This is a genomic window from Streptococcus sp. OMI750 (assembly GCF_047463895.1).
Taxonomy (GTDB): Bacteria; Bacillota; Bacilli; order Lactobacillales; family Streptococcaceae; genus Streptococcus.
Genome location: NZ_JASHCZ010000003.1, coordinates 134,264 through 148,332, shown reverse-complemented (window position 1 = coordinate 148,332; position 14,069 = coordinate 134,264). Strand labels below are relative to the sequence as shown.

The 14,069-nt window shown below is 44.7% G+C and carries 9 protein-coding genes; 8 read left to right on the top strand and 1 reads right to left on the bottom strand.

The window, feature by feature from the left end:
* Positions 1–18 precede the first annotated feature (18 nt).
* Together rseP and QM830_RS07325 are read left to right on the top strand one after the other, a co-directional pair.
* Complete coding sequence (gene rseP, locus QM830_RS07330) at positions 19–1,278, top strand: RIP metalloprotease RseP (protein ID WP_414326248.1); 1,260 nt, start codon at positions 19–21, stop codon at positions 1,276–1,278.
* Positions 1,279–1,293: 15 nt separating this feature from the next.
* Complete coding sequence (locus QM830_RS07325) at positions 1,294–3,144, top strand: proline--tRNA ligase (protein WP_414326246.1); 1,851 nt, start codon at positions 1,294–1,296, stop codon at positions 3,142–3,144.
* Between the two features lie 52 nt (positions 3,145–3,196).
* Here the strand turns inward: QM830_RS07325 and QM830_RS07320 are convergent, their stop codons facing one another.
* Positions 3,197–3,757 carry a hypothetical protein gene (locus QM830_RS07320; RefSeq protein ID WP_414326244.1) on the bottom strand — a complete coding sequence of 187 codons (561 nt, stop codon included), beginning with the start codon at positions 3,755–3,757 and terminating at the stop codon, positions 3,197–3,199.
* A gap of 478 nt (positions 3,758–4,235) precedes the next feature.
* On the opposite strand from QM830_RS07320, the gene QM830_RS07315 reads away from it, so the two are divergent.
* The 6 genes from QM830_RS07315 to essC all read left to right on the top strand — a co-directional run bounded on the left by QM830_RS07315 (position 4,236) and on the right by essC (position 14,068).
* Positions 4,236–4,523: a WXG100 family type VII secretion target gene (locus QM830_RS07315; RefSeq protein WP_368403568.1), complete on the top strand. Its 288-nt coding sequence runs from the start codon at positions 4,236–4,238 to the stop codon at positions 4,521–4,523.
* Positions 4,524–4,654: 131 nt separating this feature from the next.
* Positions 4,655–7,678, top strand: a complete 3,024-nt coding sequence (esaA, locus tag QM830_RS07310) for a type VII secretion protein EsaA (protein WP_414326388.1) — start codon at positions 4,655–4,657, stop codon at positions 7,676–7,678.
* The gene (gene essA, locus QM830_RS07305) at positions 7,675–8,130 is read left to right on the top strand and encodes a type VII secretion protein EssA (RefSeq protein ID WP_414326242.1); all 456 of its coding nucleotides are present in this window, start codon (positions 7,675–7,677) and stop codon (positions 8,128–8,130) included. Before esaA ends, essA begins: the two co-directional genes overlap by 4 nt.
* Positions 8,131–8,373 (top strand): EsaB/YukD family protein, encoded by a 243-nt coding sequence (locus tag QM830_RS07300; RefSeq protein ID WP_003013697.1) that lies wholly within the window; start codon positions 8,131–8,133, stop codon positions 8,371–8,373. It begins immediately after the preceding gene.
* 1 nt (position 8,374) lies between these two features.
* A complete protein-coding gene (gene essB, locus QM830_RS07295) occupies positions 8,375–9,664 on the top strand; it encodes a type VII secretion protein EssB (RefSeq protein WP_009732154.1) in 1,290 nt (429 codons plus the stop codon).
* Positions 9,665–9,667: 3 nt separating this feature from the next.
* The gene (essC, locus tag QM830_RS07290; protein ID WP_414326240.1) at positions 9,668–14,068 is read left to right on the top strand and encodes a type VII secretion protein EssC; all 4,401 of its coding nucleotides are present in this window, start codon (positions 9,668–9,670) and stop codon (positions 14,066–14,068) included.
* The last annotated feature ends 1 nt before the right edge of the window (position 14,069 follow it).

Here is a 14,069-nt window from a genome sequence, read left to right as displayed (position 1 = left end):
GAAACTACGTATAAAACGATGCAGTTAGTTGCTTTTATTGTTATTTTTGGAGTGATCGTACTCGTCCACGAGTTTGGTCATTTCTATTTTGCGAAAAAATCGGGCATCTTGGTGCGAGAATTCTCGATCGGGATGGGGCCGAAAATCTTTGCCCATATTGGGCAGGATGGGACAGCTTATACCATTCGGATCCTACCTTTAGGTGGTTATGTCCGTATGGCTGGTTGGGGTGAGGATACCACGGAGATTAAGACCGGGACTCCTGTCAGCTTGACGCTCAATGAGGCTGGTAAGGTCGTCCGGATTAATCTTTCTGGAAAGAATCTGGATCAGACAGCCCTTCCCATGAATGTCACCCAGTTTGACTTTGAAGACAAACTGGAAATTACCGGCTTGGTTCTTGACGAGGCAAAGACCTATGCTGTCGATCATGATGCGACCATCGTTGAAGAAGATGGAACCGAAGTGCGGATTGCACCGAGAGATGTTCAATACCAAAATGCCAGCATTTGGGGACGCTTGATCACCAACTTTGCAGGTCCGATGAACAACTTTATTCTCAGTATTGTGGTCTATTCCCTCTTAGCCTTTATGCGCGGTGGTGCGATTGACTACTACAGTAACAATGTTCAAGTGGCACCCGATGGGGCCCTTGCCAAGGTCGGTGTCAAAAGCAATGTTCAGATCCTTCAGGTCAATAACGACACCGTTAGCAACTGGGATGAGTTGACAGACGCTGTAGAAAAAGCAACAAAGGACAGCAAGACTGCTCCGGAGTTGACCCTGAAAGTCAAGACAGATGGTCAAGAAAAAGAAGTCAAAGTGAAGCCAACCAAATCAGGCGATCGTTACTATCTGGGTGTGACAAATGGGATCAAGACTGGATTTATGGACAAGCTCTTGTCTGGTTTTACAGATACCTGGAATACAGCGACCCGGATCCTGGGAGCCCTGAAAGATATCATTTTCCACTTTAGTCTCAATAAACTGGGTGGTCCGGTTGCCATCTATAATGCCAGCTCACAAGCTGCTCAATTAGGGATTCCAGCTGTGCTATCTCTTATGGCCATGCTTTCCATCAATATTGGGATTTTCAATTTGATCCCGATTCCGGCCCTGGATGGTGGAAAAATCTTGATCAATTTGATTGAAGTGGTCCGGAGAAAACCGCTAAAACAAGAAGTAGAAACTTATATGACACTTGCAGGTGTAGCCCTAATGGTGATTTTAATGATTGCTGTCACCTGGAATGATATTATGAAATTATTTTTGAAATAGAAAAGGATGTTGTCCATGAAACAAAGTAAAATGTTGATTCCAACCCTTCGTGAAATGCCAAGCGATGCTCAAGTGATTAGCCATGCTTTGATGTTGCGTGCGGGTTATGTTCGCCAAGTATCAGCTGGTGTCTATTCTTATCTGCCACTTGCTAATCGTGTGATTGAAAAAGCAAAAGGCATCATGCGCCAAGAATTTGAAAAAATCGGAGCAGTAGAAATGTTGGCTCCAGCCCTTTTGAGTGCGGATCTCTGGCGTGAATCTGGCCGTTATGAAACCTACGGGGAAGACTTGTACAAATTGAAAAACCGTGAAGGTTCTGACTTTATCTTGGGTCCAACTCACGAAGAAACCTTTACAGCTATTGTGCGTGATTCTGTCAAGTCTTACAAGCAATTGCCACTGAACTTGTACCAAATCCAACCGAAGTACCGCGATGAAAAACGCCCACGGAACGGTCTTCTACGGACCCGTGAGTTCATCATGAAAGACGGTTACAGTTTCCATGCTAACTATGATAGCTTGGATGAAACGTATGATGAGTACAAGGCAGCTTATGAGCGGATCTTCACCCGCAGTGGTATCGACTACAAGGCAATCATTGGCGATGGTGGTGCCATGGGTGGAAAAGATAGCCAAGAGTTTATGGCTGTTACACCTGCTCGTACTGACTTGGATCGTTGGGTTGTTCTAGACAAATCAGTAGCATCATTTGACGAAATTCCTGCAGAAGTTCAAGAAGAAATCAAGGCAGAATTGCTCAAATGGATGGTCTCTGGAGAAGATACCATTGCCTATTCAAGTGAATCAAGCTATGCAGCCAACTTGGAAATGGCTACCAATGAATACAAGCCAAGCAACCGTGTGGTTGCTGAAGAAGAATTGAAACGCGTGGAAACACCAGGTGTCAAATCGATTGATGAAGTGGCAGCCTTCTTGAATGTTCCGGAAGAAGCAACGATCAAGACTTTGGTGTATATTGCGGACGATGAGCCAGTTGTGGCCCTTCTCGTTGGCAATGATCAACTCAATGAAGTGAAATTGAAAAACCACCTCGGAGCAGACTTCTTTGAACCTGCAACCGAAGTGGAAGTGAAAGAATTGTTGGGAGCGGACTTTGGTTCTCTTGGACCAGTTAATCTTCCAGAAAATGTCAAAATCATTGCAGACCGTAAGGTCCAAGATAGTCGCAATGCAGTTGTAGGGGCAAATGAAACAGGCTACCACTTGACTGGCGTCAACCCAGGTCGTGACTTCACTGCAGAATTTGTGGATATCCGTGAAGTTCGGGAAGGCGAAATTTCACCGGATGGAAAAGGTGTCTTGAACTTTGCACGCGGGATCGAAATCGGTCATATTTTCAAACTGGGCACACGTTATTCAGCTAGCATGGGAGCGGATGTCTTGGACGAAAACGGACGTGCTGTGCCGATTATCATGGGTTGCTACGGGATCGGTGTTAGTCGCCTTCTCTCAGCTGTCATGGAGCAGCATGCTCGCCTCTTTGTCAATAAGACGCCAAAAGGGGAATACCGCTATGCTTGGGGCGTTAACTTCCCTAAAGAATTAGCTCCATTTGATGTGCATTTGATTCCAGTCAATGTTAAGGATGAAGCCAGCCTTGCTTTGACCGATCGGATCGAAGAAGCCTTGGTGAATAAAGGTTACGAAGTTCTGGTCGATGATCGAAACGAACGTGCTGGTGTGAAATTCAGCGATAGTGATTTGATTGGCCTTCCAATCCGTGTCACAGTTGGTAAAAAAGCAGCTGAAGGCATCGTTGAAGTGAAAATCAAAGCGACAGGAGATACCATCGAAGTGCATGCGGATAATCTCCTTGAAACCCTATCAATCTTGAACAAATAAGAAAAAAGCTTTCTGAGCCTTAACCAGGTGTTAAGGAACTCAGAGAGCTCTTTTATTTTTCTTCTTTGAGGCCTTGATTTTCTAGATAGGTGAAGAAATCTTGAGGCTTACCATTGAGGTATTTCTTAAATTCGGCAGTTTCTTCCTCCCCTTGATCTCCGTAGATGGTGGCAAACTCATCTTTCTTGATCTTTGAGAAGTCAGCCTGAAGGACCTTGGCATAGGCTTGTTTATCGTTTGAAATTTGAATCCGAAAGCTAAGTCCAGGTTTGTCATTTAAGGCTTTATAGATATCGCTGTGCTCCAATTCTTCTTGGTAGAGTTCCTTCAATTCAGCAAGATCCATTTTTTGTGAATCTGGCGAAATAGGTTCAAAACTTAGGAAGGTAAAAGATACAATTTCATCTTTTTTGTAACCGATTTGAATTTTATTTTGATGGTGATCACTCAATTCTGTAGCGAAGGTTTTGGTTCGAACCTTTTCTTCTTTTTCTTTTTTCACTTGGGAAGTGCTTTGGCTGGATGTTGTTTCTGTTTTTCCTTTTTCTGCTTGGCCTTGGCTACAAGCGGTAAGGGCTAGTAGGCAGAGAGAGGTGAATACTATTTTTTTCATAGAGTCTCCTTTTAGGGGTTAGTAGTGTTCGATCTTGCCTTAAACAAGTTCTATACAGTCTTTATTATATCATAAACCTCAGAAATATGAAAAAATATACAGTAAATATACAGAAAAGCCACTAAGGAGATATAAAATCAACAATTTTTATTTATGTGTTCAGTTAATATAGAAGGATAAACTCCTTCCATTTCGTTCTAGAATTAATACTAAATAAAGACTACTGGGGCAAGGATTTTCAAAAATATATTACAATTTTATGACAAAATATTTCAACATTGTAACAAAGTTACAATGTTTTATCAGTTGGGGCTCAAAACTTGACTTTCTTGCGATATTTCATTAAGATATCTTTAAGTAAATAATACAAATAGGGAGTAAAAAGGTAAATATACAGTTTTTTGGATTTTTACTAATTCGTACTAAATGTATTGTTTATGAAAAAAATATAAGGGTATCAGCCCAAAAGGAGAAACATATGGCTCAAATTAAATTAACTCCAGAAGAACTACGTCAATCAGCACAACGCTATGCACAAGGTTCTCAAGAAATCGATCAAATCCTTAACACTTTGACTCACGAACAACAAGTCATCGATGCAAACTGGGATGGATCTGCATTTGATAGCTTTGAAGCACAATTTAACGAATTGTCTCCAAAAATCAAACAGTTCGCTCAATTGTTGGAAGACATCAACGCTCAATTGATCAAAGTAGCTGATATCGTTGAACAAACTGACCAAGATATCGCTTCACAAATCCACTAAGATGGTCTCGAAGGTGATCTTACTTCTTGTAGGTAGATCACCCTTTTGTCTTTTGATATATAGAAAATAGGGGTTAGGTAGATAATTCCTAACTCCTATTTTGTATCTATGAATTAGAAAAAGGAAAAGGTATAGAAGTGAAAAAGAAAAAATGGTTAAAATACATCGGTCAGAGTGCAGTTGTGCTCCTTTTGATGGGATCTGTAGTGGGTCTTTATACAAGTGTTCAAAAGGACCAAAAACAAAATGAAGCCAAGACCGTGCAAACGACGGAAAACACCAAGCTGAATATTGCGGTGGTTAATGAAGATAAGGCAGTTAAGCTGAATGACAAAGAATACAACCTCGGTGCCAGCTATGTAAAGAACATCGAGCGGGACAATTCGCAAAACTGGTCTGTCCTCCCACGTGGAGCTGCTGAATCAGGACTTGCCGATGGCAAGTACCAGTTGATGATCGTGATTCCAAGTGACTTCTCAGAAAAAGTTCTGGAAGTGAATGCTGTGAATGCAGAGAAGACAACTATTACCTATAAGGTCAATGCTGCAGGGAATTCTCAAGTGGAAAATGAGGCCAATAAGGTAGCGAAAGATATTGTTTCAGACTTGAATAGTCAACTGGTTGATATGTATATGGTCAGCATTTTGAGCAACCTCTATACGGCGCAGAAAAATGTGGAGACCAGTAACAAAATCCAATCGACCAATATCGGTTCTTATCGAAGCAATTTGCTGGAGTCAGCCTTAGATTCCAAGAATATCTTCCCAGGTCTCTATAGCTTGTCTACCTCATCTGTTGAGTCCAACAATGCCCTGAAGACGCTTCTTGAGTCTTATACACAGGCCTTTGACCAATTGTCTCAAACTCAGGATCAGTATGGTCAAAACTTTGACTTGCTGATCAAGCAACGCTCAGCAGATAAGATCAGTCATGAAGAATTCATGAGCCAATTGATGGCCATGAACCAATCTGTAGTCAACGAAAAAACTCAAGACTTGTACAAGAGATTGCAACAAAACCAAGAAGCAATCACCAAACAATTGAGCCAGCCAGCTGAAAGTGAAGGAGATCCTTCAGCTACCAAGACGTATGCAGGCTTGACCAAGGATGTAAATGATCGTATTGCGGAGCTTGAAAAAGGGATCAAAGCAGAACGCGATAAATTAGATGAACATGAGAAGAACATTGATGCTTCTGTAAAATCCAAGGTCTTGGACTATTATGGTCTCAAAGAAGGAGACAAGGTGACCCTTCGTACCCTACTTGGAAAGACAAGTATCACGACGCTAAGTGAGGCACGTGCTAAAGCAGATGCTGAAATTCATCAAGCGATTGAAAAATTGCCGTCTCTCGATCCAAGTAGTCTTAATCTCAATAAATATGGCAACCTCAATACAGCAATTCATTTTGATAGTACGTTTGCTGGGACGATGGCGAAAGCAAATGGAAATGCCGATGACTTGAAAGGCTTGGCTGCAGAAGTAGATGCCAAATTAACTGCAGTTGCCGATGTCCTCAATGCTAGATCTGGAAAACAGAAGGTTAGCATCCAAGTACCAGCAGGAGTCAAGGTTGATACTTGGACCTATGATGGACAGACTTATGCAGGAAGCGGCGAGCAGGAAGTCGAACTGAAAGATGGTAAACAAATCCAAATTCACCTGGCTGAAGATGGGGGTACCATGCCAAGTACGATTGATGTTGAAGTTCTTGTGAATGGGGTTTCTTCAACCAGTGTGACGGTATCAGCAGAAGATTTGAAAACAGCTGTCGCTAACTATGCATCGAAAGCCAGTGAAATTGCTTTGGATTATCAACGCGCAGGGGCTTTGATCGATGCTTACTATCCAAAAGATGACAAGGGAGATCGTCATTCGCTCTATGATCCAATCGAGGATATGGATTTGACGGTTGCCTTGGTGGATATCGTGAAGGCTGCAGTTGAAAGTAACATTAAAGACTACCGTAAGAGTATTGAAACAGATGAAAAAGGCGATGCAACGAATAGTGTGAAAGCTAAGCTAGATGACACGCTCAAACAGTTGCAAGTCTTGGGGCCAGAATTACAGGCCAACCTTACAGCCATCGAAAATACCAACAAAGACCTAACTCAGAATATCAATGATCAATTGACACAGTATGCAGACCTTCAAAAACGCTTAGAAGAGATCTCAACTGCACAAGCAACCGTTACCGAAGCTCAAACTAAGACGGATGCAGACTTGTCAGCTCTTGGTTCTGAATACACGTCCTTGTTGACTTCGACAGAAGGCGTTAAGAGTTCATCTCGTAGCAATGTGGACGCTGCCAACTCTACCAACGAAATCTTTAACCAATTGAACAAAGAATTGGAAAGAGCCCAAAGCAATACAGAGAAATTGTCTAGCAATGCAGAAAGCTTGATGGGTGAATTCGATAAGGAATTGTCTGAAAACGGGAACTTCGTTGAAGCCTTCCGCAAAGTCTTCAACAATGCCTATGAAAATGGTGTGCCAAATGAAGTCTTGCTCGACTTCTTGTCAAATCCAGTTGCAGAGAAATCTTCTTCTGTGAAAGCGACCATCAACGTTTACCGTCCATTTATCTGGATCTTTATGTTGGAAGTCTTGAGCCTCTTTACCGCTTATCTCTTTGCGACGCAACCAATCATCTGCAAGGTCAAAAACCGCTTTAAACTGAATCGTTTGCAAGAATCAGATTTCTTATCTGTTGGTGTCCTTGTGGGACTCTCTCTTGTCCTTGGATTGGTGATCGGAATGATTTCAAGTATCCAACTCTCTGTTGGTCGTGAATATGTTCCTTCATGGGTATTCCTAGCAGTGCTAGCAAGCTTTGTCTTGGTACAATTGCAATACCTCCTCTTAAAATACTTCCGTGTCCTTGGAATGGGACTGGCCTTCTTCATGTTGATCAGCTATGTCTACCTTTCAAGCGCGATCGGGACAACAGCAACCTTATCAGGTCTTCCAGCACATGTGAAAAATGTTAACCTTCTTTCTATTTTAGAAGGACAGTTTGCGGGTTACTTTGATGGACAAACAGCCGGCATCGGCCTTATCTTTGGATTGTTGGTCTTCTTCGGACTGTTGGTGCTTGCCAATACCTTCATTCCAAAGAAGTATACTCAAACAAAGGAAATTGAATCAAGCTTATGAAAAAAATGATGTATCTTCTCTTTGTCTTTAGTCTCTTACCAGTGGTTGTTGTGTCTGCAGATGATTTTATCGATAATCGTCTGCAGGTCAACAACTCACGCCTGGAGACAGAAGAGGAAAAGACACTCGGTGGGCAATTGGATGCCACTGAGTCTCTTTTCAATGAGAAGGATCAGAAAAAAATAGCAGATGAAAAACGCAAGCAAGAGAAACAATTGACCGATTCAGACGGCCAGTTGTTTTCTGCTATAAAGGGAAAGAAAAAAACAGGGCCGGAAGCAGACCTATTCCAACAAAAAAATCAAAAATTATCCAAATTTGAGTCCAATGTAGAGGACAATTCGGCTAGTTTGTCGGATTTTATTCCAGCTTTGCAAATGCTGGCTTGGAGTGCTCTGCTCTTTGGAATTGCTGGCTATATTTCCTATCGAATCTACAGAAAAGAGGCCTAAATGGACCAACATATCAATGTCACCTTCCGCATGAATGGGGCAAGCCATGACCTCCGGATTCCGACGCGGATGGAGGTGCGACGCTTGATTCGGGAATTGGATCAGATCTTTGGGTCTGCCATGGAGCCTAGAAGCAAGTATCAGTTGCGCGTGGTAAATAAAGGCATCTTGCTGGATGAAGGCAAGGTGGTACAAGAGTATCCGATCACGAGTGGTGATTTGATCGAGATTGAGGAGTGGTAAGGTGAAAGAAGAACAATTTACACTGGAAGAACAAGTCTTCCGTTTTGAAAAAGAAGAAACCAGCTGGCGACTGGACCTCAAGCGTTCAGAAGTGGATAGCCAGGATTTACGCAATTTATGGATTTTGGATCTCCATCATCCCCTGTTTTTAGAGCAAAGTATGACGGCTGATCAAGACCAGATTCATCTGACCTATCAGACAGATGCTCTGGGCTTGAGTGCAGAAGAAATCAAGGAATTACCCGTATCAGACCGTCTGCGTTTGGCTATGAATGTCTTAGATTTGGCGCCTGCCTTGGAGCTTCCTGTGACCTTCATGGTGCATCCTGTTAATTTGTTTGTCACTAAGGATGCGCAAGTCAAGATTGCCTACCGCGGGGTTCCAGGGATGATGGTGCCGCGCAAGTGGGATCAGGTAGAATTCTTGCGCCAGGCTAAGTGTTATGCAGTCACTCTTTTTGGTGACTGGGACTTCATGGAGCTCTATCAAGGCACACTTGAATTAGAAGATCTACCAGATTTCTTGGTGGAAATTCGTGATGCAGCTAGCCTAGAAGAAATGAAGATGCTCTTAGAAAAAGCCTATCAAGAGCGTAAGGAAGAAGAAGAAAAGACCTTGACCTTGGTATCAAGCCGTCAACATCGCATCTTTAAGTTGGCAACCGTCTGGCTTTCAGCTGTGGTCGCTCTCTTACTCTTGCCGTTGATCTATTTGGTCTTTTTCCAAGCACCCTTTAAAGAAAGGTTGCTCCAAGCAGATACTGCCTTTCTCAAGGTGGACTACACTGGCGTCATCGATGAGTTGGATGGGGTCGCACCAAGCAGTCTTCCGATGACGCAGAAATATGAGTTGGCGACTTCTTATTTGCAAGGCTTGAATTTTTCAGAGGACCAAAAGAAGGTCATCCTTAACAACGTCACGCTCAAGTCAGACAGTCTCTATCTCCACTACTGGATTTATATCGGCCGTCATGACTTTACCCAAGCCTTGGATACAGCTAAGCGGATCGACGATTCAGACTTGATCATCTATGCTCTTCGCAAAGAAATCAAGGCGACACGTGATAGCGAAAAACTCTCTGGTGAACAACGCGAGAAGAAACTCTCTGAGTTAGAAGGCGAATATAAGAAATACTGGGATGCTCGCTCAGAACTCTTGGAAGCAGAAACGGATGAAACCAAAGCATCCACTAGCCACTCAGGAACTCCTGCGTCTACAGAAAGCTCCTCTACAGAGACCTCGTCTTCTACAACCGCAAGCTCAAGTGAGTCTGGCGAACACAAGGAGTAGTCTATGAAAAAACGTATCATACTCTATAAAAAAGGTTTTCGCTATGAGCTAGCGCTAGAAGAGGGTAAAACAGCGACCGTATCGAATCAAGAAACGGCTCAGTTGACCATTTCTTCTCAAGAAAATCCCCTTCATTTCCAATGGAGTCAGGGAGAAATCTTCTACCAATATGGGGAAGACAAGGGCGTGCTAGAAAATAGCAAGATCCTTGGAGATGTGGTCTGCTACTTGGCGACAGGGGAAGTCCATACCTATGAGCTGCTCGACAAGGAAGAGATCCTCGTAGCAGATGAACAGGGTGCGGATGTGCGCGTGCATTATCCAGTGCGCTTTCTCCTTGTAAAAAAAGACCAGACCTGGACTTGCCAGCTCTTATCTGGAAACCTCTACCATAACCACAAACTCATTACTGAAGCGACTGTTCCACTGACTTTTGGAGATGAGCTGGCAATTGGAGATGTGACCTTTAAGCTCTACCCGGAAGAATTTGGCGTGGAAGGATCGGTCGAAGTGAGTCCTTATCTGGTGCCGCGCTTGCATTCGCGCTATGACTTCTACAAGGACTACCCAGAGTACCACCGGTCTCCTCGGATCATCTATCGGAGCTCGGAAGACAAGATCCTGATCAATCCTCCAGGAGCGGAGCCTCAAAAACCATCCGATGAACTCTTGAAGTTGATCATGCCACCCCTTATCATGGTTGGGGTGACCCTCTTGATCACCATTTTCCAACCGCGGGGACTCTATATCATCGCGACGGTATCCATGTCTGTGGTCAGTGTGATCTTTTCGGTACAAGGATTTTTCAAGAATCGTAAGAAATACAAAGAAGATAAGAAAGAGCGCGTGGAGCTCTACCATCTCTATCTCAAGGACAAGGCTAAGGACTTGGAACAGCTCTCTAGTAAGCAGCGAGAAGGAATGTTTTACCATTTCCCAGCCATCGAAGACTTGACCAAGATGGTCAAACGCTATGACTCACGGATCTACGAAAAAACACCGCTTCATTTTGACTTTTTGGCCTATCGCTTGGGCTTGGGCAAGGTTCCAACCAGTTATGAGCTCAAATATGGTCAGGAAGAACGCAGTGGGAAGAAAGATGCCTTGGAAGAAGAAGGCTATGCCCTTTTCCAAGCACATCAGAAGATCGACAATCTTCCAATTGTAGCCAGCCTCAATCGGGGACCGGTCGGATATGTCGGCCCTCGTCCCATCGTGCTCGAGCAGTTGCAGCTTCTGGTTGCCCAATTGGCTGTCTTTCACTCTTACCATGATCTGACCATTATTCCGATCATTCCAGAAGAGGAAAAAGAAAGCTGGGATTGGATGCGCTGGTTACCTCATGCGACCTTGCAAGACATGAATGTCCGTAGTTTTGTTTACAATCAGCGGACACGCGATCAGGTCTTGAACAGTCTCAACCAAATCCTCAAGCTCCGCAAGGCGCAAAAAGAGGAAGAAAAAGCCAATGACACCAAGATCTTCCACCCTCATTATGTGGTCCTCATCACCGATGAAACCTTGATTTTAGACCATGTCATCATGGAGTTCTTCCGTGAGGATCCGACAGAGCTGGGCTGCTCCATCATCTATGTGGCAGATGTGCTCTCATCTCTTTCTGAAAATATCCAAACGGTTATCTCCATCAAGGACCGCAACCAAGGGCAATTGCTCTTGCAAGAAGGGATTCTTCGGGAGCTCGACTTCCAATTGGACCACTTCCCTGAAGGCTATGACAAGGAAGCTATCTCGCGTGGCCTTGCCCCCCTCAAGCATATTCAACAACTCAAGAGCTCAATTCCAGACTCGGTAACCTTCCTTGAAATGTATCAGGCGGAAACGTTCAATGACCTCAAGGTTTTGAGTCGTTGGGAGAATCATGCCCCTTACCAAAGTTTGGCCGTACCGATCGGTCTGCGCGGGAAGGACGATTTGGTCTACCTCAATCTCCATGAAAAAGCTCATGGACCACACGGTTTGATCGCAGGGACGACAGGATCTGGTAAGTCTGAAACCATTCAGTCTTATATCCTGAGCCTTGCCGTCAACTTCCACCCACATGATGTGGCTTTCCTCCTCATCGACTACAAGGGTGGGGGAATGGCCAACCTCTTCAAGGATCTGCCTCACTTGCTGGGGACCATCACCAACTTAGATGGTGCTCAGTCCATGCGGGCCCTAGCCTCTATCAATGCGGAGATCCATCGTCGGGAGCGGCTCTTTGGCCAATATGGGGTCAACCATATCAACCAATACCAAAAGAAATTTAAACTCGGTGAAGCGACCGAACCGCTGCCTCACCTCTTCTTGATCAGTGATGAGTTCGCCGAGCTCAAGGTCAACCAACCAGACTTCATCAAGGAGCTGGTCTCTATCGCGCGTGTTGGGCGTTCCCTCGGGGTGCACTTGATCCTTGCGACGCAGAAACCTTCTGGGGTCGTGGATGACCAGATCTGGTCCAACTCCCGCTTCAAGCTAGCCCTCAAGGTGGCAGACCGTGGTGACTCCATGGAGATGCTGCGGACAGCAGATGCGGCTGAGATCACGCAAACCGGTCGGGCTTATCTCCAAGTCGGAAACAACGAAGTCTATGAACTCTTCCAAACCGCCTGGTCTGGAGCAGACTACCAGCCTGAGAAGGACCAGCTAGGGATCGAAGACCATACCATCTACTTGATCAATGAACTGGGCCAATACGAAGTCCTCAACCAGGATCTATCCGGTCTGGATATGGCAGAAGAAATCAAGGAAGTGCCAACAGAACTGGATGTCATCGTGCAGGAAATCAACCACTTGCACCAAGAAGAAGGCATCGCAGCTGTGGCCCAACCATGGTTGCCACCACTCAAAGAGCGGATCACGCTGGATGAGTTGGACAAGGTCGTGCCGATCGAGGCTTGGCAAAAACGGACAGCTCCAAGCGTCCTAATCGGGGTCGCCGATATCCCGCAAGCGCAAAAGCAAGAAGCTGTCGCTATTGATCTATCAAAAGACGGGAACATCCTCCTTTACGGAAGTCCAGGGACAGGAAAGACGACTTTCCTTCAGACAGTCGCAATGGATCTGGCTCGCAAGCAGAGTCCAGAAAATTTGACCATGTACCTGCTTGATTTCGGAACCAATGGTCTAGCACCCTTGACGCAACTGCCACATGTGGCCGATAGCCTCTTGCTCGATCAGACGGAGAAAATCCAGAAATTCATCCGGATTATCAACCGAGAGTTGGATCGTCGCAAGAAGCTCCTCTCTGAGCATGGAGTCGGCACCATCGCCCTCTACCGTGAAGTGACAGGTAAGCAAGAGCCAACCATGGTCATCCTCATGGATAGCTATGAGTCCATGAAGGACGAGCCTTATGAGACAGACCTCTTCAAGCTCTTCATGCGGATCTCTCGTGAAGGTCTCAGCATCGGAGTGCACTTGATTATCACAGCTAGCCGTCAGAACAACCTACGGGCTCAGCTCTATTCAAACTTCAAGCACCAGCTGACCTTGCCACAAAATGATATCTCTGAAGTCCGCGGTATCGTGGGAGCAACCCCACTGGCGTCTACCATGGAAGACATCAAGGGACGGGCCCTCATGAAGCGTGATGAAGTCGATGTCGTCCAGTTCGCCCTACCAGTCGCAGGGGACAATGATATCCAAATCATCAACAACCTCCGCGACCAAGTCCAAAGTCTCAAAGAGATGTGGACAGGCCGCACCCCAGCAGGCATCCCAATGGTGCCAGATGAGTTGACAGAAGCAGCCTTCTATGGCCGTGAGGATGTAGCAACTTTGCTGGATGAAGGAAAAGTGCCACTCGGATTGGATCTGGAGACAGTTGAACCGGTAACATGGGATCTCAAGAAAGGCAACCTTCTCTATCTGACAGACAAAGAAGAGCAGATGACACAATTCGTCAAACAAATCGCTCGTAGCAAGCAAAAGGTAATTGTATTGGCACCAGCCTACAATGAATTGCCAGAGATGGAAGGTGTGACGATTCTCTCTACGAAGGAAGACTATGTAGCTGGAATCAAGAAAATGGAAGAAAATATCCAATTGAGATTGGAACAGCAGAAATCACAACATGAAGCAACGATTGTACTATACAATCAACTAGAACTTATGAATGATCTAGGTATGGATCTTCAATCTAGTCTGAATTATGTCCTTGAAAAAGGAGCGCGTGCAGGCTATGCTACAGTAGCCATGAGTGGTAGTCAGTTGAATCGAAAAATTGACGAAGTATCAAAATCTATCAAACTCTATAAACAAGCGATCGTGGCCATGCGGATTACAGACCAAAGTGTCCTAAATGTTATCAATCGACCAGTCCGTGAAGAACCACTTAATAGCCAGGTGAACTACTATGTAGAAGATGGATTTGTAAGAAAAGTGAAAGTATTAATGAAATAGA

Bases quoted from the DNA above. Each gene is read 5' to 3' on its own strand.
- rseP (WP_414326248.1), top strand. From the start codon at position 19: ATGCAGTTAGTTGCTTTTATTGTTATTTTTGGAGTGATCGTACTCGTC.
- QM830_RS07325 (WP_414326246.1), top strand. From the start codon at position 1,294: ATGAAACAAAGTAAAATGTTGATTCCAACCCTTCGTGAAATGCCAAGC.
- QM830_RS07320 (WP_414326244.1), bottom strand. From the start codon at position 3,757: ATGAAAAAAATAGTATTCACCTCTCTCTGCCTACTAGCCCTTACCGCT.
- QM830_RS07315 (WP_368403568.1), top strand. From the start codon at position 4,236: ATGGCTCAAATTAAATTAACTCCAGAAGAACTACGTCAATCAGCACAA.
- essA (WP_414326242.1), top strand. From the start codon at position 7,675: ATGAAAAAAATGATGTATCTTCTCTTTGTCTTTAGTCTCTTACCAGTG.
- QM830_RS07300 (WP_003013697.1), top strand. From the start codon at position 8,131: ATGGACCAACATATCAATGTCACCTTCCGCATGAATGGGGCAAGCCAT.
- essC (WP_414326240.1), top strand. From the start codon at position 9,668: ATGAAAAAACGTATCATACTCTATAAAAAAGGTTTTCGCTATGAGCTA.